Origin of the sequence: Companilactobacillus keshanensis (assembly GCF_003946205.1) — a bacterium.
GTDB lineage: Bacteria > Bacillota > Bacilli > Lactobacillales > Lactobacillaceae > Companilactobacillus > Companilactobacillus keshanensis.
The window spans coordinates 1-20,753 of record NZ_RHOS01000024.1; the positions used below are offsets into that span (position 1 = coordinate 1).

At 37.0% G+C, this 20,753-nt stretch carries 24 protein-coding genes and 1 pseudogene; 7 read left to right on the forward strand and 18 right to left on the reverse strand.

The features are described 5' to 3' along the window. Nucleotides 1-10: 10 nt before the first annotated feature. From EKM64_RS11775 to EKM64_RS10240, 4 genes are all read left to right on the forward strand, one after another. Nucleotides 11-94: an IS3 family transposase gene (locus tag EKM64_RS11775; protein ID WP_225420984.1), complete on the forward strand. Its 84-nt coding sequence runs from the start codon at nt 11-13 to the stop codon at nt 92-94. Nucleotides 95-302: 208 nt separating this feature from the next. Then, entirely contained in the window at nt 303-1,217 is a 915-nt protein-coding gene (locus EKM64_RS10230) for an NADP-dependent oxidoreductase (RefSeq protein ID WP_225421008.1), read from the forward strand. An 80-nt stretch (nt 1,218-1,297) separates the two neighbouring features. Then, nucleotides 1,298-1,630 carry a hypothetical protein gene (locus tag EKM64_RS10235; RefSeq protein ID WP_225421006.1) on the forward strand — a complete coding sequence of 111 codons (333 nt, stop codon included), beginning with the start codon at nt 1,298-1,300 and terminating at the stop codon, nt 1,628-1,630. A 71-nt stretch (nt 1,631-1,701) separates the two neighbouring features. Then, nucleotides 1,702-2,565 (forward strand): aldo/keto reductase, encoded by an 864-nt coding sequence (locus EKM64_RS10240; protein WP_125678277.1) that lies wholly within the window; start codon nt 1,702-1,704, stop codon nt 2,563-2,565. Between the two features lie 226 nt (nt 2,566-2,791). On the opposite strand, the gene EKM64_RS10245 is transcribed toward EKM64_RS10240, so the two are convergent. Then, the gene (locus EKM64_RS10245) at nt 2,792-4,702 is read right to left on the reverse strand and encodes an ABC transporter ATP-binding protein/permease (protein WP_125678279.1); all 1,911 of its coding nucleotides are present in this window, start codon (nt 4,700-4,702) and stop codon (nt 2,792-2,794) included. A gap of 321 nt (nt 4,703-5,023) precedes the next feature. On the opposite strand from EKM64_RS10245, the gene EKM64_RS10250 reads away from it, so the two are divergent. After that, entirely contained in the window at nt 5,024-5,602 is a 579-nt protein-coding gene (locus EKM64_RS10250) for a TetR family transcriptional regulator (protein ID WP_125678281.1), read from the forward strand. Between the two features lie 180 nt (nt 5,603-5,782). On the opposite strand, the gene EKM64_RS10255 is transcribed toward EKM64_RS10250, so the two are convergent. The 3 genes from EKM64_RS10255 to EKM64_RS11710 all read right to left on the reverse strand — a co-directional run bounded on the left by EKM64_RS10255 (nt 5,783) and on the right by EKM64_RS11710 (nt 7,664). Beyond that, the gene (locus tag EKM64_RS10255) at nt 5,783-6,247 is read right to left on the reverse strand and encodes a cyclophilin-like fold protein (protein ID WP_125678283.1); all 465 of its coding nucleotides are present in this window, start codon (nt 6,245-6,247) and stop codon (nt 5,783-5,785) included. 2 nt (nt 6,248-6,249) lie between these two features. Next, the gene (locus tag EKM64_RS10260; RefSeq protein WP_125678285.1) at nt 6,250-6,996 is read right to left on the reverse strand and encodes an SDR family oxidoreductase; all 747 of its coding nucleotides are present in this window, start codon (nt 6,994-6,996) and stop codon (nt 6,250-6,252) included. A 104-nt stretch (nt 6,997-7,100) separates the two neighbouring features. After that, a complete protein-coding gene (locus EKM64_RS11710) occupies nt 7,101-7,664 on the reverse strand; it encodes a DapH/DapD/GlmU-related protein (RefSeq protein ID WP_125678287.1) in 564 nt (187 codons plus the stop codon). Between the two features lie 243 nt (nt 7,665-7,907). On the opposite strand from EKM64_RS11710, the gene EKM64_RS10270 reads away from it, so the two are divergent. Then, the gene (locus EKM64_RS10270) at nt 7,908-8,921 is read left to right on the forward strand and encodes an alpha/beta hydrolase (protein ID WP_225421007.1); all 1,014 of its coding nucleotides are present in this window, start codon (nt 7,908-7,910) and stop codon (nt 8,919-8,921) included. A gap of 134 nt (nt 8,922-9,055) precedes the next feature. Here the strand turns inward: EKM64_RS10270 and EKM64_RS10275 are convergent, their stop codons facing one another. From EKM64_RS10275 to EKM64_RS10300, 6 genes and pseudogenes are all read right to left on the reverse strand, one after another. Then, nucleotides 9,056-9,718, reverse strand: coding sequence for an NAD(P)H-binding protein (locus tag EKM64_RS10275; protein ID WP_125678289.1), 663 nt, complete (start codon nt 9,716-9,718; stop codon nt 9,056-9,058). 20 nt (nt 9,719-9,738) lie between these two features. Then, complete coding sequence (locus EKM64_RS10280; RefSeq protein ID WP_125678292.1) at nt 9,739-10,494, reverse strand: SDR family NAD(P)-dependent oxidoreductase; 756 nt, start codon at nt 10,492-10,494, stop codon at nt 9,739-9,741. A gap of 16 nt (nt 10,495-10,510) precedes the next feature. Continuing rightward, nucleotides 10,511-10,926 (reverse strand): annotated as a pseudogene (locus EKM64_RS10285) (cyclophilin-like fold protein). Further along, nucleotides 10,881-11,291, reverse strand: a complete 411-nt coding sequence (locus EKM64_RS10290; RefSeq protein ID WP_125678294.1) for a cupin domain-containing protein — start codon at nt 11,289-11,291, stop codon at nt 10,881-10,883. The pseudogene EKM64_RS10285 and the gene EKM64_RS10290 overlap by 46 nt, the downstream one beginning before the upstream one ends. Nucleotides 11,292-11,315: 24 nt before the next feature. Continuing rightward, entirely contained in the window at nt 11,316-11,810 is a 495-nt protein-coding gene (locus EKM64_RS10295; protein WP_125678296.1) for a YbhB/YbcL family Raf kinase inhibitor-like protein, read from the reverse strand. 11 nt (nt 11,811-11,821) lie between these two features. Beyond that, nucleotides 11,822-12,460, reverse strand: coding sequence for an NAD(P)H-binding protein (locus EKM64_RS10300; RefSeq protein WP_125678298.1), 639 nt, complete (start codon nt 12,458-12,460; stop codon nt 11,822-11,824). A 348-nt stretch (nt 12,461-12,808) separates the two neighbouring features. Here EKM64_RS10300 and EKM64_RS10305 point away from each other — a divergent pair, with 348 nt between their 5' ends. Beyond that, nucleotides 12,809-13,708: a LysR family transcriptional regulator gene (locus EKM64_RS10305; RefSeq protein ID WP_125678300.1), complete on the forward strand. Its 900-nt coding sequence runs from the start codon at nt 12,809-12,811 to the stop codon at nt 13,706-13,708. 61 nt (nt 13,709-13,769) lie between these two features. Here EKM64_RS10305 and EKM64_RS10310 read toward each other — a convergent pair whose 3' ends face one another. The 8 genes from EKM64_RS10310 to EKM64_RS10340 form a co-directional block, all read right to left on the reverse strand. After that, nucleotides 13,770-14,252 carry a hypothetical protein gene (locus EKM64_RS10310; protein ID WP_125678303.1) on the reverse strand — a complete coding sequence of 161 codons (483 nt, stop codon included), beginning with the start codon at nt 14,250-14,252 and terminating at the stop codon, nt 13,770-13,772. Next, on the reverse strand, nt 14,252-15,823 hold the full coding sequence (locus tag EKM64_RS10315) for an AAA family ATPase (RefSeq protein ID WP_125678305.1): 1,572 nt from the start codon (nt 15,821-15,823) through the stop codon (nt 14,252-14,254). The genes EKM64_RS10310 and EKM64_RS10315 overlap by 1 nt, the downstream gene beginning before the upstream one ends. 14 nt (nt 15,824-15,837) lie before the next feature. Then, a complete protein-coding gene (locus tag EKM64_RS10320; RefSeq protein ID WP_125678307.1) occupies nt 15,838-16,281 on the reverse strand; it encodes a hypothetical protein in 444 nt (147 codons plus the stop codon). Nucleotides 16,282-16,283: 2 nt separating this feature from the next. Next, nucleotides 16,284-16,439: a hypothetical protein gene (locus EKM64_RS11440; RefSeq protein WP_164505358.1), complete on the reverse strand. Its 156-nt coding sequence runs from the start codon at nt 16,437-16,439 to the stop codon at nt 16,284-16,286. A gap of 2 nt (nt 16,440-16,441) precedes the next feature. Next, nucleotides 16,442-18,166 (reverse strand): hypothetical protein, encoded by a 1,725-nt coding sequence (locus EKM64_RS10325; protein ID WP_125678308.1) that lies wholly within the window; start codon nt 18,164-18,166, stop codon nt 16,442-16,444. Between the two features lie 152 nt (nt 18,167-18,318). Continuing rightward, nucleotides 18,319-19,650, reverse strand: a complete 1,332-nt coding sequence (murC, locus tag EKM64_RS10330) for a UDP-N-acetylmuramate--L-alanine ligase (RefSeq protein WP_125678310.1) — start codon at nt 19,648-19,650, stop codon at nt 18,319-18,321. Nucleotides 19,651-19,660: 10 nt separating this feature from the next. Beyond that, nucleotides 19,661-20,293, reverse strand: a complete 633-nt coding sequence (ytpR, locus tag EKM64_RS10335) for a YtpR family tRNA-binding protein (protein ID WP_125678312.1) — start codon at nt 20,291-20,293, stop codon at nt 19,661-19,663. A gap of 18 nt (nt 20,294-20,311) precedes the next feature. Then, the gene (locus tag EKM64_RS10340; protein ID WP_125678314.1) at nt 20,312-20,638 is read right to left on the reverse strand and encodes a thioredoxin family protein; all 327 of its coding nucleotides are present in this window, start codon (nt 20,636-20,638) and stop codon (nt 20,312-20,314) included. Nucleotides 20,639-20,753: the final 115 nt, after the last annotated feature.

A 20,753-nucleotide genomic window follows, 5' to 3' on the forward strand; every position in this document is an offset into this window, starting at 1 on the left:
AGAAGAATACATCAAATTTTGGAATGAAGAACGAATATTCGAAAAACTGGGCTATCAGTCGCCGGTAGAATACCGGAACTTAATAGCCCAATAAAAGAAGTGCTTTTATTTTAATGTCTCAAAAAATAGTTGCAGTGCCGTAGGCTTCTAGCCTACAGTTTTTTTTATATAAGAAATGCAAAATATGAATAACTAATCAAATAAAATAGGCATTTAACATATCAGATAAAAGACGATACACTACAGTCATCAACTTAGGAAACGTAATGGAGGTCATGAAAATGCAAACTAATGCAGTCGTTATGAATGACTATGGAGACAGTTCAGTTTTAGAGGAGAAGTTGGTACAAGTACCAGATTTAAAAGCCAGTGAAGTGTTGATTGAAGTCCTAGGTACGTCCGTGAGCCCATTTGATATTGGGATGCGACGCGGTAATTTCCGAGAACGCATGCCAATCCAATTCCCGGCAGTGCTGGGTACAGATGCTGTGGGTCGAATCGTTGCAACAGGTACAGAAGTGACCGATTATCAGATTGGCGAAATTGTTTTGGGTATCGTGGGTAATACCAAACTGGGAGCCTACTCGGATATGGCAATTTTAGATGCAAAAACAATAGCGCGTCTGCCTCATGGTGTTGCTTTAGACCAAGGAACTGTCACTATGGTGGGCGTACCTGCCTACCTCGCTTTGTTTGACAACGGTCATTTACAAGCAGGCCAATCAGTACTGATTCATGGTGGAGCTGGCGGAGTTGGAACTTTAGCAATTCAATTAGCTAAACAGGCTGGCGCCACGGTTTATACTACGGCTAACCTTAAAGACGCATCAAGATTGGAAGCTCTGGGAGCTGATAAAGTTATAGACTATAACACTGATTTTCGGAACCAAGTAGCAAACTTGGATTTGGTCATTGATACCGTTGGTGGTGAGGTTCTACGTCACAGCTTTGATGTTGTGAAACCTGGTGGACGATTGGTTACTTTGGTAGAACACCTGTCGACCGATTTAACGACACAGTATCCACAAGTACAGGCGCAGTTCTTGAGTGCTCAGGGTACTGGAACTCTAGCAAAAATTTTGGACTTGATTGCATCAGATAAACTGCATGTGCCCATTCAAAAGACTTTTCCGTTAACCCGCGATGGGATAGCAAATGCGCAGGACTATTTGGAAAATAACCACGTGTTTGGTCGAGTGGCTATTTTAAAGCAATAAGTATTCTGAAATTTTTCAAAAATTCAAATGTCAGCGAGGTTTATAAATTGGATCGGCGTGCAGTACAAGCAAGATATAAGTTGTCAGATCAAATTTTAAGCGATTATGATATCTGGATAAAAAATGATGACACAAGTTCAAATGAGTATGAATATACCGACACTGATCTCGTCTATCTCCAAACTATTGCTGAACTTTACACGATAGGATTTAATTCAGATGAAGTGACAACTTATTTACAACTGAATGAATACAGTCAACAGACAACGACACAACAGATAAGGCTCTTGACTCTTAAACGCAATGAAAAATTAGCTGATATTCATCAGTGTGAAGATCAGGTCGCTGCGATTGATTATTTACGTCTTCAATTGAACGAAGGAAAGCAATATGGCCATAATCGCGAGAAATAGCTATAAAAAGAATAATTTTCAAAATGTTTCAACAATTCTCAATTAAAATAGAAAAGGATTAGGTGATTAAAATGGATAAGACATCAACTTACACATTAAATAACGGATACAAAATTCCAGTCGTTGGTTTTGGAACAATCATTCCTGATGGGCTGGATACGGTAAAGGCAGTTAAGGATGCAATTAAGAGTGGATACCGTTTGATCGACACAGCTGAGGCCTATGGTAACGAAACTAGTGTTGGGCAAGGTATTCGTGAAGGAATCGAAGAAAATGGCTTGCAACGGTCAGATGTCTTGATCGGCACGAAGGCCTGGTTTACTCATCGTGGTTATGAAGGAACTACTAAAGCTTTTAACGATTCTTTGGAACGTTTAGGTTTAGACTATGTGGACATTTACTTGATCCACTGGCCTGCCAATGCAAAATGGCACGATGACTGGCGCGAATTAAATGCAGATACTTGGCGTGCATTAGAGGATCTATATAAAGCTGGTAAAATTAAGGCAATTGGGGTCTCCAACTTCTTAGATCATCATCTTCAAGCACTGATTGAAGATACTGAAATTAAACCAATGATAGATCAAATTGAGTACCACCCCGGTTTTGCTCAAACTGCCACGGCCAACTTTGCTCAAGAAAATGATATTCTTGTTGAGGCTTGGAGTCCCTTTGGTGGACCAGGAAGTAATGTCCTCACGGAAGCAACAGTCAATCAGATTGCATCGAAGTATGGTAAGGAACCAGGACAAGTTATCTTGCGTTGGTTGATTCAAAAACAGATTATTCCATTGACTAAATCAGTGAGTCCAGCACATATGGCAGCAAACTTAGATGATTTTGACTTCAAATTAACTGATGAGGAAATGTCAGCGATCGATGCAGCACCATTTAGCGGTGGAATGCAGTTCGACCCAGACACAGCTAAATCGTAATGTTGGCTTAAAGATGTTCTTTAATAATGACTGACAGCAATTGAATCGTGGTCTCAAAGAAAGCGACTTACTGTCGTCTATGAGGAAAACTAGACAATGATGCAACGATTTCAGGAAAATTCCTTTCTAGAAAAATAAATCTGATATAAAACAAAAAAATAGGCATCCCCAGATAATGGGGATGCCTATTTTGCAATATCCACATCAAAGCCTAATGAAGTCTATACTATTCATACGACAAGGCCTCAATTGGATCCAACTTAGCGGCTTTCCGTGCTGGTGCCCAAGCGGCTACCAGACTGATGAGTACGCCGACCAAAATAGCGAAGAGCATGAAGCTCGGGGCTAACTGAATAATGCTGTAATGAACAAAACCTTTAGCGGCAGTGTTGATTACGAGTCCCAATAACTCTGCAAAAATAAGACCGAGCACACTATACAGGAGTCCCAGAATCATAGCTTCGGAGACGAAGAGCGCACGAATATCCGCTTTGCGGACGCCTAATGCCCGTAGAATCCCAATTTCTTTTGTTCGCGTGCCGACACTAATGTAGAGAACAACAATAATCATAATGGCTGAAACAATCAGCGAGATTGCTGCAATCCCCGCAAGCACGTATGAAGCTAAGGAAACATACTGGTTTATTGTGTTAATGTATGATCCGACTCCTGTCAGCTTATAGTTCAATTTCTTTGCCTGAGCTTCAAATGGTTTCACATCTTTGAGTTGACGAACGGTGACTGCGAGAAATGTTGGTTTGAGCTTCACATTCTGATCTTTCGCCATATTGGCTACTGTTTCCCAACTGAGAACGGCCGTGTTACTGGACTTGGTGAGGCCCACCACGTTGACCTCTTTCTTTAACAGAACAGGACGTTGATGTTCATCAGTAGCATTGACGTAAACCGTTACTGTTTTGCCAAGTAAATTCTGATAGTGCTGTTTATTATACTTCTTAGCGATGTCTCGGCTAAGGACAATCGAGTTGTTATCCGTCGGATTCTTCCCTTTAATAAGGTTCTTGCGTAAGAATGTCCGATTGTAAGTCTGGGAGTAAGAAGTCGTCACGTTACGGCCATGGTACTGAACCTGGACACTTGGCATGAAGAAGCCCTTCTCCACATGAGTGACCTGAGTTAGGCCCTTCAGTTTGGAAATATCTTTGGCAGTCATTTCGACGGCCGCTGTGTTTCCGTCCTTAACCTTATGCGTCACCTCGCTGGTAGTCGGGTTCAGGTTTCCACTGATCTCATGGCTAATGTATCCACCGATCCCCCGGCCGAGCGCCAACATGAGCACGACGCTGAAGATACCGACAGCGCCACCCAACGTAATCAACAAATTTGTGCCAAAGTTCCGCTGCATATGCTTCAGGGCCATTTGGATAATTGCCCGGAACCGCAAGTGATGGCTTCCCAATGTAGATTGCTGAGAAATATCATTATAGGGTTTCTTCAGCGTTTCATCATGGTCAAGGATACCATGGTCTAAATGGACAATTCGGGTACCATGTTTGGCAACTGCCTGCGAGTGGGTAACGGCAATTACCAGCTTACCTTGAGCAGCAATCCTATCCAGCAATTTTAAAATTTCCTGGGTGTTCTGCTCGTCCAAAGCGCCAGTTGGTTCATCTGCAATAATAATCTGTGGGTCGGTTGCCAACGCCCGGGCAATCGCAACCCGTTGCTTTTGACCACCAGAAAGTTGATTAGGATAAACGTTTTCTCGTTTTTCCAAGCCAACTTCAGTTAATAAATGTTTGGCTTTTTTAACTTGGTCAGCGTGCGTGAGATTGGTCATTTCCAGACCTACTAAGACATTTTCCAGAATGGTGAGATGGCTGATTAGATTGAAAGACTGGAAAATAAATCCGATATTTTCACGTCGATACTGATCGAGCTCGCGTTCATTCATCTGCTTTAGTGAGCGACCGTTAATTGAAACGTCACCAGAGTATTCGCTATCTAACCCAGCTATGATGTTCATTAGCGTTGACTTTCCACCACCTGATTCGCCGACAATGGAGACAAATTCTCCAGGACCGAATGTAGCGTTGATGCCCTTAAGAACTGGTAGCTCAGCGCCGTCCGCTAAGTGATACGATTTGTGAATATTGTTAATTTCTAAAAATTGCATAAAATTACCCCCTGAAATGAACAAACTTAACACCGTTAGATTAATGGTAAAAAGATTACTTTTTATTTTTACGAGATTGTTTGAACGTGGCATCCATACCTTTTAACGTCACTGCCGTGAAGAAAATACCAACCATGATAATTGAAACTGTAACAATAATAATCATTTGTGAAACCTCCAATTTATAATTAATTAGTCAACCTAACGTCGTTAGATTAATAATCAAATTCTAACACCGTTAGGCTGTTTGTCAAGCCTTTTAACAAAAAATCGTGGTATACTAATAATATTAACTAACGATGTTAGATTGGAGATGACGATATGAAACTTGATCGGCAGACGATTCAATTGGCTGCAATCTCGCTATTGAATGAAGATGGTTTAGAGGCGCTTTCCATGCGAACCTTGGCAAAGGCGTTGGATGTTAAGGCCGCTTCACTTTATTTCCATTTTAAAAATAAAGATGAATTGATGGAAGGTATCGCTGAGTTAATTTCTAGTCGAATCAGCCAACGTCTGGCCAAGGTCGAAAACTGTGACTTTTACCAGTTGGCTCACATTTTGCGAGAAGAGTTGAAGCGGGTAAATGACTCTCCTAGGATTTTTGAGGATACTTATCCCTTTACGCCTAACCGAACCAAATTAATTGTGTTGGGCATGAAATTGATGCAGGACCTGGGAGTGGATAAGCGGCATTTGACGGTTGCAGGAAATATGGGAAATAACTTTGTTCTGTCTTACGTGGCTGACGAGCAGTACTTTGCCCGGGACTCCCAGAGACAGATGCCCCCCGAGTTTGCGGAGCAGTTTCCTTCACCTATTGACTTAGCTAATCCGGATGAAGCTTTCAATTATGGTCTGGATATATTTATACACGGTCTACAGGCTACGACCAAGTAACCGGACCGATATTTTGAGTTAAATGGTAAAAGACCACTAAAGACATCGACTTGAGCCACATCATTCAATCATCGAAAAATTTATTATTATGAAACTAAAAAAAGACTAGTTTCCTATTAAGAAACTAGTCTTTTTGGTGTGTTCTAATGATCTCTTTGAAAGATTTTTTTCAAACCCCTGTTAGTGGTGAGTCTTAACAGAAACAACATCCCCATCATGCATATGTCTAATTGCTGACTGGGCTTTTTTTGACGAAAATTTTCCCATCAAGTGTATTCCTGAATAATAACTAACATTACCCCAATAAAGTACTAATCGGTGGTCTGGAGACCAATATCCAATATCTCCTGGCCTTGCCTTAGCACCTTTTGGCATTCCCTTTGTATTCAGACTAAAATTTAGATCTGAGATTTTTTCTTCTAATCCCGGAGAATGTCGGAAATCGAATTTCATTGGTAATTTCTTTATTAATGCCCTTGAGGCTGGACTACTATTAAGTTTGGCTGAATAATTTTCCTCGCCAATTTTAACATCTACTAAAGTATCTTTAGCAAAAACAATCTGTTCATTAGCACTGATTTTCCATCCGATGATAAAAATAAATGACACTGCTATCGTTGCTAAAAGTAATCTATTTTTTCTCATAATTACACTTGTTGTCTAGATGGACGAATGAGAATTTCACTTATTGCTACATGTTCTGGTTGATTGATCGCATATAGAACTGCGTTTGCAATATCATCGGCAGACAGTGTCATACCGCTATCTTCAGGGGCATCAAAAATAGGCTTTAATCCATTAACAACTGCTTCATTGCCAATCGAGTTAACTAATTCAGTTTTAACTGCTCCTGGAGAAACAATTGTTGAGCGGATGCCGTGATCCTTTTCTTCTTGACGAAGTCCTTCCATAATTGCTCTTACTGCATATTTGGTTCCGTTATATACAGCTGATGCCGGATAAACCACATGTCCAGCAACAGAATCTGTACTAATAATTAATCCGTCCTTTTGTCTTTGCATAATTGGTAGAACTTCACCAATACCATTTAGTACACCCATGATATTGATGTTTAGCATTGTTTGCCACTTATCGTAGTCACGATCTGCTAAGTTTCCTTGTGGCATGATTCCGGCGTTATTGTACAAAACATCGACACGTCCGTATTCTTCTTTAGCAACATTGATCAACTTTGCTACATCATCACGATTTGTAACATCTGTTACTTGATAACTTGCGTTTTCACCGATTTCTTCTACGATTTCTTTTAACTTCTCTTCACGTCTAGCACCCAAAACGACTTTGGCTCCATTTTTTGCTAATTTCTTGGCCGTTGCTGCGCCAATACCACTAGATGCACCAGTAATTACTACTACCTTATTTTCTACAGTCATATTTCATTCCTCTTTCAAAATAAATTTATATCTCGTATCTTAGTGTCAAAATCCATATATGTCTAATGCTTGTAATTCATGAATAATCATTACAATTTGTTATACTAATTATTTTGTATTTTCCGAATAACTTTAGCTGGATTGCCAACTGCAACCATATTCTCCGGAACATTCTTAGTAACTACTGAGCCAGCTCCAACAATCGCATTTTTCCCGATAGTAACTCCAGGTAAAACCATAACCCCAGCTCCTAACCAAGCACCATCATGAATATGTACGGCTTTAGGTAATAAATTTGTGCGATGTTCCGGTTCTTCATCATGGTTAATTGAAATAATAGTACAACGAGGTCCTATCAAAACATTATTTCCTAAATAAATACCACCAAGATCAACAAACATACAATCTTTGTTGATGAAGTCATTTTCACCCAAAAATATATGTGGACCGAAATCAGTATGGAAAGGTGTATTGATTTCATTGGTACTTGAAACTGTCTGGTGTGTAATTTGACTCAATAACTCGAGCCTTTGTTGTTTATCTTGGTAGTTATAATTCAGTTTTATTAATAGTTCTGAATTTTCCTCGACGATTTGTTTTATTTCAGGAAATTCAGAACTGTCACCTTTGATGTATTTGTTTTCTATTGCTCGATCAACTATTTTCATTTTTCACATCTCCTCCTTTATTGGAATTGCTGTGATTACTTTATTACCGTGAACACGCTGAATCCAATACCAATTTCAAATACTCATTCATAATTAATAGTTATATATTAACTATAACTGTTATGCATACATTCATATCTATTATAAGTATTTGTGTTAGATACTATTTGGTTTTAACATTATGATAGAAAATGTGAGGATATGTTATTTCCTAACAAAGTTTTTAAAAGAGGAGCTCAAATTATGGATGTAGAAAAAAATCAACCTGTTTACTTTGAAGGTGTTAAAAACGTGGATTCTAGAAACGCCGATTTACCTACAGGTGATCAGTCTCATAGTGCCGACAATTGGTACACTTCCGATCAAGTCAACATGAAACCCGTTTCTTTCAAAAATGTTTATGGTATGAAGATTGTTGGAAATTTATTCACGCCGAAAAATTTAGATAAGTCTCGCACTCATCCAGCATTAATTGTCGGGACACCTAATGGTGCTGTTAAGGAACAAGCCGCTAACTTATATGCTACAAAGATGGCAGAATTAGGATTCATAGCATTATCATTTGATCAAATGTTTTGGGGAGAAAGTGACGGATCACCCAGAAATGCCATGGCACCAGAAATTTATTCTGAAAGTTTTTCTGCCGTTGCTGATTACTTTGAATCATTGGAATTTGTCGATAATGACAAAATTGGAGTCATTGGAATTTGTGCATCCGGAAGTTTTTCTTTAAATGAAGCCAAAGTCGATTCAAGGCTTAAAGCAATTGCCACTATTAGTTTGACTGATATGGGTGCCGTTGCACGAGGAATGCGCGATGCCATGGGTAAATCTGCTATGGTCGACGACACGTCTAAAGAAAGAACTTTGGAAAATTCGGGAAAGACTACCGAATATACTAGCGGAACTCCCGAAACAATCGATGAGAATTCAGATGCTTTCTCGAAAGAATTTTATGATTTTTACAGAACTCAAAGAGGAGCCGCCGCAACAACGACTAAGCCTACTAAGACAAGTTTCATCAAATTATTGAATTTTTACTCATTACAAGATCTGGACACCGTTTCGCCTCGTCCATTACTATTTATCGCTGGAGAAAATGCAATTTCACTAGGGTTTAGTGAAGATGCTTATGCAGCCGCTACAGAACCTAAGGAGTTATATAAAGTTCCCAATGCAGGACATGTAGACTTGTACGATAGAACTGAATTGATTCCATTTGATAAGTTGAATGACTTCTTCAATGCCAACTTGTAAGAAAATTGACTTATCTCAAATCAACAGACAAAAAAAGAGCAATCGAACTTTACATCTAAAAAGCCTCCTTCAACTTCTTGATTTATTCAAGAATGTTGAAGGAGGCTTTTCTGTATGACAATGATAATATTGTCCTAATTATTTTTTGATCCATATCTTGATATTATTTGCGGTAAGTCCCCATCAGTTCCTGGTTTGGAAATACCCAAACTTTTTCTTATATATAGGCTTGGTTTATCTATAATATTCAAGATCAAATCAGCAATACTAGAGCGGGATACCAACGTTCCTTTAAATAATTCACCTTTTTGCGTTAGCTCGTAATCAATATCATTATCATCAATCATAACGGCTGCGCGAATAATCGTATATTGCAAATCAGACTCTTCAATTATCTTAGCCGCCTTGCGAGTATCTTCTTTGGCAGCATGCCCAACTGTATTTTCAACCCATGAACCAAATGGATCCGGTGTCTCGTGATACAATCCAGATCCAGTGATCCAAATGAGTTGTTTCAACTGATTAGTATCCATGGATTTAACAATGACTTCCGCAAGTAGCTTCATGTCGCCCGCTAAATTTGCATATACAACATCTTGCTTAGCCATTACTGAGGTTAACAACTTAGAATCAGTCACATCTCCTTCAACAACTTTTTCTCGATCGTTGTTTATAATCTTCAATCGATTTGACTTGCGTAAAACTAATGTTAATTGAGCATCACTTTCGTCAAGCAATCTTTGTTCCACAATTTTGGCAACTCGACCGTTAGCACCTAAAATCAAAATATTTTTCACTATACTGCTTACCCCCTTTTTTAATGTACTGTATAACCACCATCAACTGAGATAGCCTGTCCAATCATGTAGCTTGAAGCATCACTACATAAAAACAAAACAACTTTTGCAACTTCTTCAGGTTGAGCTAATCTTCCCATTGGAATCTCTTTAATTAAATCGGACATCTCTTCTTTCTCAGAGCTATCCATTCTTTCGACCATTGGCGTATCAATAACTCCTGGACAGACAGCATTGATTCTAACGTTTCTATTCGCGTACTCTAAGGCACTACTTTTAGTTAATCCAAGAACACCGTGTTTTGATGCATGGTAAGCGGCTCGATTTGCAATACCAACTAAACCACCCATAGATGAGCAATTTACAATAGCCGCTGGTTTATTTTGAGTTCGCATCTGATCTAACTCATATTTCATGCATAAGAAAGTACCCTTTAGATTTGTATCCATTATGTTGTCATATTCTTCTATCGATAAATCAGCTGTATCAGTTACCGGGCTTTGGATTCCAGCGTTATTATACGCATAATCCAAGTGCCCAAACTGGTTAATTGTGAAATTAACCATATCGTGAACATCTTTCGGTTGTGAAACATCACATTGAAAAGATATTGCTGAGTATCCTTGTTTGGTTAGTTTCTTTGCTTCGGCATCTGGCTCATGATGTCCAGCTAGTACAACGTGAGCGCCCGCCTCAGCAAATAAAGTGGCAACACTTAATCCAATTCCTGTACGTGCACCTGTAACAATGACAACCTTATCTTTGAAATTGAACATGTTTTAAATAATCTCCTTAATCAAGGTTTTCCAACTTTAATTCAACTGAACTACCCATGTGAAGTTTCAAAAGTTTACTTTCATCATTTATATGACCAATTTTTTGTAACTCACTAATCACCTCTCCAGTTTGTTTATAGAAAATAACGAAACTGTGTCTAGGTGTCCAGTATGCAATATCTCCGACAGCATAGCCTCTCGTTTGGGCCTCATTTGCGGGAGTGACTCCTTAAAACGATATGTCAATTCCCGAGAATACAAATTCATCATATCCAAGCCAAGTGGCATTTTATCAATTATTGTATTAGCAGTTTGATTGTCCTCAAAATTAGCATTAAAGACCGTTTCATTGAGGGTAAGCGTTATTTTTTTCAAATTATTTCTCCCTAATTTAGTTTTTGATATTCTAAGTCGCTTACTGGTTCTAGCCATTCCGGTGTCCCAGCAGTTATTGCTATGTGACTGAACCAGCTATCTTTTGTTGCACCATGCCAGTGTTTGATCCCGTCATGTGTTACGACTATATCACCGGGATGTAATCGCTTTGCTTCTTTTCCAGCTTCTTGATACCAGCCTTCTCCACCCGTAACTAATAAAATTTGATAACCATTATGATGTATATGCCAATTGTTACGCGATCCGGGTTCAAAGCTGACATTACTAACTGTTACATTAACGTCTGGGTCTTTAACTAACGAATTGTGGTAACTCTCACCCACAAAGTAATCTTTAAAAGCTAAATTTAGTTCACCAATATTGAATAAACCGTTTTTTACGTCATTTTCATTTTTGTTCATTATTTTATTCCATTCTTTCTATACTTATTTTGCAAAAATTTGTATTTCGCTTTTTGACAATACATTACTAGTTAATTTTTCGTGTAGATTATTGTAGAAGAATCCATTATCTAATTGTAAATTTTGGGATAGTGCAAATACTGTCAACGTATATTTATGTGGCTTATCTGGCGGATTCGGACCAGCGTAATGATTGGTAAAATAGTCATCTTCTAGACCATAAAAACGAGACACCCAAGAATTCTGTCCTTGTGGTCCAGTAAAGTTTCTACTAAAATCGGCTGGGATTTTGGTCATTGCAGGAATATTAGTTGCTATCCAATGAATAAACGGAAAACCAGTCAATGGCACTGCATCATAATCAATAAGTGTAATAGCGAGCGATACGGCTTCTTTGGGAATATCTTTCAGTTCGATTGGAAATGAAATAACTGGTTGACCATCATGTCCTTCATTAGCCAAACTAGTATACGCTGCTGGCAAATATCCATTCTTATCTAAAATAACTGTAACTTTCATAAATTGATCTCCTAATAAAAAGATGGCTTTGACCATGCTGTATTGGGTTCTGCGACACCAATACTGGCTTGTTGATACAAATTTGGATGTTGCATGATATTAGCAATCAGCCTTGCTACCGCTTGTCGAGTTACTTGTGTATCCTTAAATTCCTCGCCTTGTGGAATTATTGTATATTCAGTATGTTGTGGATCATTATATAACCATGCCATTCGTAAAAAGGTATAGTTCAATCCGCTATCATCGATTATCTTGGCGGCACGTTTAATTTCTGTGTAATCACCCATCATTTGGGCATTCCATCGTCCAAATTCACCCGTGACCTCATCATATATACCAAGACCCCCTGCTACTATTAACCTTTCAATACCTTTTTCTTTCATTGCATGCACAACATTTTTGTTAGCAGTCATAAAATGGCCTGTGGCCAAATAAACAATGTCTTTATTGATTAATACTGTCTTCAAATCATTCGGATCATTCCAATTACCATCAACCAACTGGACATTGGCCTTGGTTGCATACGCTTGTAATCTGCTAGTCGCATGACGAGCAAACAAAGTCAATTGAACATCCGATTGATTTAATAGTTCTGGAATTAAAAATTTTGAAATATTGCTTGTTGCGCCTAATAAAATAATTCTTTTCATTTTTTCCCCTTAACTTAATAAAAATCATTAAAACTATGCTTTCTTTGCAGAGTAGATAGTAAATTCCTTCACATCAGTTAAAATCCTCTCTACTTTTGAAGACTTTTCTATCGATCTTGTTTTGCCGGTTGTTAATTCTCGGTTAAACAACACTCTGATAATATTACAAGTAACAATAAGATCCCTAATCTATATAAGAACTTTTTGTTCATCCTATCTCTTTCGCTTTTGCTTTATTATCTTGATTACATTCACTATTATATGATGATTAGGAAATTATTGAAGGATCTCATAGTTGACCTAGTATTATCCAAAAGTTTATGCTTAATCCATGGAGGCAGAACACATATGGATATTAATCAACTTCAAACGTTTATTAGAGTTAACAAATTTGGTAGTTTTACAAAAGCTGCCGAGCAAAGCTTTATTTCGGGAACAGCGGTCATGAAACAGATCAATCGCCTAGAAGCCGAACTCAACTTAAAATTATTTTTTCGAACAGCAACCGGGGTAACACTTACGCCACAAGGTCGAAAGTTTCTTCCCTATGTATATCAACTATTAGATCTACTCAATACAGCTATAGAAGAAACACGAAAAGTACGATCTGATAATAAACATGTTATTTCAATTGGTACATCAATTCTTCATCCTGCTGATCCATTTATGACATTATGGCGTAAATTAGCTCCAAATTTGTCCCAATACCAATTACGATTGGTTCAATTACAGGAAGACCTAAATTCTAGTAATCGAGAATATGCTCTTTTAGGTCGTAGTAGTGACCTAATTGTTGGAACTTTCGATAATGCAACCCTAAAACAATCATTTAGAGCAATAGAACTAGGTGTATATCATTTTGGTATAGCAATTAGAAGTGACAATCCTTTAGCACAACTCGAAAACATTAGATTTAAGGATTTATGCAATCAGAAAGTACTCACGGTGCCAATAGGTGTCAGTGAAAAAAATGATCAGTTGCGCTCGGAAATGCTAAATGAAACTCCAAGCATTAGATTGATTGAAACTGATGGTCGCTACGACATTAATACCTTTAATAGAGCGGTTGACGAAAACATTCCATTGATCTCGCTGACTCCATGGAAAAATATTCATCCGAATTTGGTAACAATTCCACTAGAAACGAATATAACTGTTTCATACGGGTTAATAAGTACCAAATTTCCTGGTAGGGAAGCAGATAATTTCTTAAACGATTTTTTGAAGGTTTTTAAAAATTATAATTGACCGTTTATAAAATAAAATAGACTATGAATTCTGATTTTAATGAGAATTCATAGTCTATTTTTTATACTTCAATCACTGAGACATTTCCATTTGAACTTACAGCTCTGCAACAATCACTGTAAACTTCAATATAGTCATACATCCCTTTTTTGGCTAAAGATCTAGCACGTTCCATTCCACCTGGAAGAACTTCTCCAGAATGATAATGTGTAACTATACTGAGAATATAGTTCAACGTATGAACCTCATAAGTGCCTCCCAGATAGCATTTTGAAACATATCCTTCCAATATACCACTAAGATCAACCTCTGGAAATTCACTTCTAATGGTGGAGATTAACCTATCTAATTCTAATTGACTCAATCTTCCATTTCCTATATCAAGTTTCCTAAGTGCCTCCATATATTCCTTCGAACGTTTCTTTCTCAATATATTAGCTATTCTGCCCTCTTTGGTCACTGTTTTGGCATTTATTTTCTTATGCTCAGATAAATTGAGACTAGAGGCATTTTTAGAGCCCATGTTTAGTAACTTTCTTGGCATTACAAAAGCACCTTCCTAGTCTTTGAAACCTTATTATTTAAATCATTACTTTCAGATCCTATTGGGCGCCCAGAAGCGGGAACGGCACGACTCTTACCCCATTCTCTAATGCCATCGATTTTTTCAGGGCTTGTCTGTGACAAAGGAACAACATTTTGAAAAGTATCTGTGATCAACTTTTCTGATAAATCGACTTCTTCAGATAATGTCGTATAGGCCAAGTCACGAACTGCTGATTCTAAATCTGCACCAGTAAAGCCGTTAGACATTTCAACAACTTTATCTGATAATGGACCACTGAATTCCTTTTTAAGATACTTATTCATATAAATTGAGATAATATCTCTTCTCTCTTCAGCCGTTGGAAGATCTACAAAGAATAATTCATCGAATCGTCCTCGTCGTAACAGTTCTGAAGGTAGCTTACTAACATCATTAGCAGTTGCTACAACAAAAACTTGCTTCTTACTTTCTTGTAACCAGAACAAGAATTGTCCGACCATTCTTGTAGATACTCCGCCGTCGTTACTGGAACTTGCGCCTGAAAGACCCTTTTCTATCTCATCTATCCAAAGTACACAAGGAGAAACTTGATCAGCGGTATTGAGTGCATCTTTTAATTGCTGTTCAGTTTGACCGACATAACTTCCTTGAACTGTAGCAAAATCCAGTCGATACAGTGGTAATTTCCAATTAGCAGCAATAGATTTTGCTGATAAGGATTTACCACAACCAGGAACACCAACTAACAATATTCCTCTTGGTGGTCGAAGCCCTCGTTCTCTAAGTTCAGCATGTTTTGAAGGAGTTAATAATTTTTTCTTAGATGCCAACCATTTTTGCAATCCAGATAAACCACCAACTTCTTTTACACTATCATCTACTGTTATTTTTTCTAACCCCGAAATATTGGTAAACAATCTATCTTTAGATTTTCTGATTTCATCAATATCATCCTTTTTGATCGATTTTTTTGCGATCAAGGACGCTATAACATTCTCAGTTTCGATCTTAGTAACACCAACTAATGATGTGGCAGCTTCTCTAACGTCCTCGTCATCCCATTCGATTGGAATTTCATTACGATAATCATCTATATATTCAGAGATAATATCGTACATTTCATTTTCATCAGGAAGATCCAGTTCGAGAACCATACCCAATCGCTGCAACTGACTCCAAACTGTACTATTAGTTAAAGTAATAACCATGCCACCGGACTCATTAGCTAGAGTTACCAAATCAAGAATTTGCTTAGCACTATCATTACCGGAGGATATATCGGGAACTTCTGTCAAAATCAGTGTTAGATTCTGACGATGTTTCATTTCTTCACCCACATAGTCCATGGCTCCATAGACAGACTTGTCTTCATTAACTACTTGATCAGTCTCAATATTATATGTACCTTTTGACAAAGTATGTACTAAAAATCCTAGGTTTAACTCTTCTGAAATAGACTTTAATAAATCTAAGGCCCTAGATCTTTCTATCGTATTTAATGCAATAAACGGTATTCTAGCAATAGAATATCTAGTTAACAGATCTTTTGCTTCTTTTATTCCACTCAAAAAATGTTCCCCCTCTAGTTGTCTATTCTGTTATTCCTAACTAAGCTAGACATCTTACCACTTGTATCTTTTTTGGCTGATTCTTCCAAATTCTTTTGTAGATCCTTTCGGCTATTAAAAAGTATTTCTACTAATTTTCTTTTGGGTTCAGTTGGAATAGCATCAATATTAATTAATAATCTCATCGTTTCAAATTCTTTTTTTAATCGATGGACTGCCTTAACAAAATTAGCCTCTGGTATTCCTTGATTCCCAAGCTGCTTTTCAAAATCCTTAACTGAACCACTCATTCGTTCATTAATTGACTTGCTAAGACGTTTCATAAATCTATCCGCGACACCATTTTGCCAAACCAATGTACCATTCTTTGCTGTTTCCAAAACTTGTTCATCATTTTTATGAGTATCAAATTTTTTTAATAAATCTACCCATTCACGATATGTCGAGATGTTTGCCATTATTAATGTCTCCTTACTACAATGTTTTCTGGAACCAAGTCCCAGTCAGGTAGTCCCTTAGCAAATGCATCCTTATGTTCCTTAAGATTTCTCTCTACGTTAGGAGCTTGCTCTACATCATTAATTGATGGGAAGACAGAATCTTTTTTTTCATCCATAACTAAGCCTCACCTTTTAAATTTATGTGACGAGTTTTACTATTAAGATTATTTACATACTGTTGTGGTGTCAGTTGATCTAAGAAATCAATAACTTTATCATATTCTGAATCCACATCATTAAATTCATCCCTAATATCGACCGTTTCAGCCATTATCTGTCTAATAATATTGGAACCATCCACTTTTTGTTTTTCAAACTGTTTAACAATTTCTTGCTTTCTTTGTTCAACAGAACTAACTTTTTTCCAAGAACGTATTGCCCAAAATCCACCTGCAAATAATAAAATAACTCCAATTATTGAGTGTCCTGTTAACGCAAGAATAGTCCCAATAGCAGCAAGTGCCACTCCAGCATATAGTCCATTTTTAGTTACTTTAGCTGCATTCAATTGGTTTTGTTTTTTCGTCTCAATACTTGATTGATACTTATCTATACTTTCGTTTTCATTCTCACCGTTTTCAGTTGAATCAGAGAATCCATTAATTTGATAATTTATTACTTCTGGAACTCTGGAACGATTTTTAACGACTAAATCACCATATGCATCCTTGATCCAATCCTTTGATAAAGCAATTGCAAATTTTTGAGTTGAAGAACTACCACCGCTGCCTCCGTTCATTAAGGCTGCATCAGTTAACAATTGAGAAAAATCTTTCTTCTTAACATAAGATCTCTTCTCTACATCCATATCTTGTTTGGCTCTTATCTTATTACCTTCATATTTGATAATAAGTTCATTAAGTCGTTCTTCTCGCTTATATTCCAATTCCTCGTTGTCAAATCCAGTTACTAATGACATTAAAATTTTATCTAATTGTTTTTTTATATTTTCGGTTGAATCTAATTTATCAAAAATTTCTTTAAAATATTCTAAAATTTTTCTATGTAAATAAGCTCCTTTTAAAGTATCTTCTAAATCAGTCCAATTGGATGAATATTGTTGTAGCATCGGATAAGGATTTTCCAACTTATCTGGCTTATAGAGCGCGAGTGCTTCTCCCCATTGTTGTTCCTGTTGCTGCTTAAAGTTAGGACGATTTTCCAAATTACTTAGCCACTGTTCAAGCGTATTAGATACGGTACCTTCTGCATCAACACCTAATAATCCGTTTGCAAAGGCATCAATTATAATAATTGAATTTCTATCCAATTTAGTTTCATCTTGGCTTTGTAGATAATAAGAAGTCCATTTTAAACTGGCATTTTTACGATCAGCCCTTCGACAAATTAACGCAAACAGTAACGATGTTTTCTCCCTGTCGCGTTTTAAAGCTTCACGCAAAGCTTTATCAGCTAATTCATGGTCATTATTTATCCATGCGGACAGCGCGACAAGACAAGGTGCTAACCAATAACCGGGAGCAGATATCATCATGTTTTCACTGGCAGAAGTAATTACTTCTTTTCGAACAATTTCCAAATCATCCGCTTGTAAAATACCGACTGTAGTTCTTCTTATTTCATCATAATGTCCGTATTCCTTTTCAATCTTTTGTTCAATTTGAACAATCTTAGTATGTGCTACACTAAGATTATTACTCAGCATCTGTTGTTCAACATAATTGTTAAAATCATGTCTTAATGCTGATATTTCATCTTGCATTGAAGAAACTTCACTATCAACTTGCTGTACGTTAGCGTCAACACTTCCAATACTGTTGGCCAAAATACTTAAGTTATTTTCAATTGTTCTAAGGTCTGCTTCGCGGATTGCCTCTGTCATCAACTTTCACCCTATTCCTATAAAATTCCTTATAACAATAACATTATATACAAGGAGTAAGGCCCATGTCATCACATTTTCCGATATAAATAATATTATTCGGGATTAAAAAAAGTCGTATCGAAAATTATTCGATACGACTTTTTTTTATTTTATTGTTGATTAGGATTTAAGTTACTCAAAACTTGTTCATAAGCAGTTTCATATTTTTGAACATCCCCGGCACCCATGAAGATAAGAACAGCATTATGATAATCCAATAATGGAGACATATCTTCAAGTTCAAGGACTTTTCCACCCTTATGAATCTTGTCGCCAAGATCCTTACTTGTAATATCTCCATGTTTTTCACGGATTGAACCAAAGATATTAGTTAAGTAAACATCATCAGCAAGATCTAATGATTTAGCAAAATCATCCATTAATGCCAATGTTCTTGTATAAGTATGTGGTTGGAAAACAGCGACCACTTCGCGATCAGGATACTTTTGTCTAGCAGCATCAATTGTTGCTTTGATTTCTTGTGGATGGTGAGCGTAGTCATCAATGATAACCATATCAGCAACTTTCTTTTCACTGAAACGTCTCTTAACACCACTGAATGTCTGTAATTCCTTGTTGATCAAAGCATGGTCAAGTTCTTCCATATGACCAACACCAATAACAGCTAATGAATTGAGAACATTATGCTCACCATATAATGGGATTTCAAAATTACCAATATTTTCGCCCTTAATAGAAACATCAAATGATGAACCCTTAACGGTACGATTGATATTGGTTGCACGAATATCATCTGATTCATTTAGTCCATAGTAATAGACTGGAACATCGGTCTTGATAGACTTAGCGTGCTTATCCTCACCCCAGATAAAAATTCCCTTTTTAGTCTTACGGGCTTCTGACTCAAAGGCATCAACAACATCATTGATACCGCCAAAGAAGTAATCAGGATGGTCAAAATCAATATTGGTAATGATCAAGTAATCTGGTGAATAATCTAAGAAGTGACGACGATATTCATCGGCTTCAAAGACAAAAAACTTAGCACCCTTGACACCTTTACCAGAACCGTCCCCGATCAAGTAAGATGTCTTGGCAATTCCACTTAAAGTATGTGCCAATAAACCAGTTGTACTTGTTTTACCATGTGATCCGGCAATCCCAATAGATGTATATTCTGATACCAATTTACCAACCATTTGTGGATATGTAACAACTGGTAGATGCATATCATTAGCCTTCTTGATTTCAACTTGATCATCATCAAACGCGTTACCCTTAACGATCGTCAAGCCTTCATGAATATTATTTTCATCAAAAGGTAGGATCTTGATGCCTGCTTGTTCAAGTCCTCTTTGAGTAAATGTATATTTATCAATATCAGACCCTTGAATTGTATATCCTAAATCTTTCAAAATAAGTGCTAAAGCACTCATTCCTGTACCTTTAATACCAACGAAATGATAAACTGTTTTTTCCATAAAATAACTCCTAATCGAACATTTTTGCTGCTTTATCAAAATCGAATGCTTCTCCAGCATTACCTGAATCTAATACTAAAATACCTCGTTTTTGTGGAGCATTTGGAATACCCAATTCTTTAGCGGAACATATCATTCCGTAACTATCTACACCACGTAATTGTCCGGGCCATATTTCTGTACCAGTTGGCATAACAGCACCCGGTAAAGCAACTACCACTAATTGGCCTTGATCTATATTAGATGCACCACAGACGATCTGTACAGGCTTCTCGAGTCCAACATTAGTCTGAGTGATATGTAAATGATCTGAATCAGGATGTTCTTTCATTTCTTCAACATGACCGATCACAAATTTTGGACTATTATCAACGACTAATTCATCATTGAAACCAGATTTTGTGATTGCATCATTTAGAATCGCAACTTGATCAGTATTTAAAAATACCTGACCCTTTTCAGTCAAATTAAGCTTTTCACCTAGACCAAAAAAATTGAAACCGATGGCTTCATCAGTTTCATCATTAAAAATTCTTACAACATCATTCTTATTTGTGCTTGATTGTGTGATCCCAGCATCATCTGCAAGTTCCACGATCAAAATGTCACCTAGGACATCTGGGTTATAAAAGCTTAATAACATTATTCCCTCACTCAATTATTATTTATTTACTACTGAATTAATAAAGGTCTCAACTTCTTCTTTAGTTTTACGATCTTTATTTACTAGTCTACCAATTTCTTGACCATTTTCAATAACTAGAAAGCTAGGAATTCCCATAATATCTAATTCTCTAGCAATATCCATGTTATTATCGCGATTAAAACTTATCCATGTGAAATCTGAATATTCAGATTCAAGTTCAGGAAGCTTAGGCTCAATAAACTTACAGTCTGGGCACCAGTCAGCGTGGAAGAATAAAACGTACTTACCTTCTTTAGTTACTTCATGCCAATCTTTTGTTCCATAATCCTCAAATTCTTTCATATCGTTCACCTCTTGTAATTAAGATACTTTTTATTTTTAATTCGGTCAATTAAATGTCCTTGGCTAGTAGATTAATATATAATAGTGTTAATATATGGTTAATAAAACATCAAGG

Excerpts from the sequence above, each read along its gene's own strand:
- EKM64_RS10230 (WP_225421008.1), top strand. The coding sequence starts at position 303 with ATGAATGACTATGGAGACAGTTCAGTTTTAGAGGAGAAGTTGGTACAA.
- EKM64_RS10255 (WP_125678283.1), bottom strand. The coding sequence starts at position 6,247 with ATGAGAAAAAATAGATTACTTTTAGCAACGATAGCAGTGTCATTTATT.
- EKM64_RS10280 (WP_125678292.1), bottom strand. The coding sequence starts at position 10,494 with ATGTTCAATTTCAAAGATAAGGTTGTCATTGTTACAGGTGCACGTACA.
- murC (WP_125678310.1), bottom strand. The coding sequence starts at position 19,650 with ATGGAAAAAACAGTTTATCATTTCGTTGGTATTAAAGGTACAGGAATG.
- EKM64_RS10270 (WP_225421007.1), top strand. The coding sequence starts at position 7,908 with ATGGATGTAGAAAAAAATCAACCTGTTTACTTTGAAGGTGTTAAAAAC.
- EKM64_RS10310 (WP_125678303.1), bottom strand. The coding sequence starts at position 14,252 with ATGCCAAGAAAGTTACTAAACATGGGCTCTAAAAATGCCTCTAGTCTC.
- EKM64_RS10240 (WP_125678277.1), top strand. The coding sequence starts at position 1,702 with ATGGATAAGACATCAACTTACACATTAAATAACGGATACAAAATTCCA.
- EKM64_RS10290 (WP_125678294.1), bottom strand. The coding sequence starts at position 11,291 with ATGAACAAAAATGAAAATGACGTAAAAAACGGTTTATTCAATATTGGT.
- EKM64_RS11440 (WP_164505358.1), bottom strand. The coding sequence starts at position 16,439 with ATGGATGAAAAAAAAGATTCTGTCTTCCCATCAATTAATGATGTAGAG.
- EKM64_RS10250 (WP_125678281.1), top strand. The coding sequence starts at position 5,024 with ATGAAACTTGATCGGCAGACGATTCAATTGGCTGCAATCTCGCTATTG.
- EKM64_RS10300 (WP_125678298.1), bottom strand. The coding sequence starts at position 12,460 with ATGAAAAGAATTATTTTATTAGGCGCAACAAGCAATATTTCAAAATTT.
- EKM64_RS10325 (WP_125678308.1), bottom strand. The coding sequence starts at position 18,166 with ATGACAGAGGCAATCCGCGAAGCAGACCTTAGAACAATTGAAAATAAC.
- EKM64_RS11710 (WP_125678287.1), bottom strand. The coding sequence starts at position 7,664 with ATGAAAATAGTTGATCGAGCAATAGAAAACAAATACATCAAAGGTGAC.
- EKM64_RS10260 (WP_125678285.1), bottom strand. The coding sequence starts at position 6,996 with ATGACTGTAGAAAATAAGGTAGTAGTAATTACTGGTGCATCTAGTGGT.
- EKM64_RS10320 (WP_125678307.1), bottom strand. The coding sequence starts at position 16,281 with ATGGCAAACATCTCGACATATCGTGAATGGGTAGATTTATTAAAAAAA.
- EKM64_RS10340 (WP_125678314.1), bottom strand. The coding sequence starts at position 20,638 with ATGAAAGAATTTGAGGATTATGGAACAAAAGATTGGCATGAAGTAACT.
- EKM64_RS10295 (WP_125678296.1), bottom strand. The coding sequence starts at position 11,810 with ATGAAAGTTACAGTTATTTTAGATAAGAATGGATATTTGCCAGCAGCG.
- EKM64_RS10245 (WP_125678279.1), bottom strand. The coding sequence starts at position 4,702 with ATGCAATTTTTAGAAATTAACAATATTCACAAATCGTATCACTTAGCG.
- ytpR (WP_125678312.1), bottom strand. The coding sequence starts at position 20,293 with ATGTTATTAAGCTTTTATAACCCAGATGTCCTAGGTGACATTTTGATC.
- EKM64_RS10305 (WP_125678300.1), top strand. The coding sequence starts at position 12,809 with ATGGATATTAATCAACTTCAAACGTTTATTAGAGTTAACAAATTTGGT.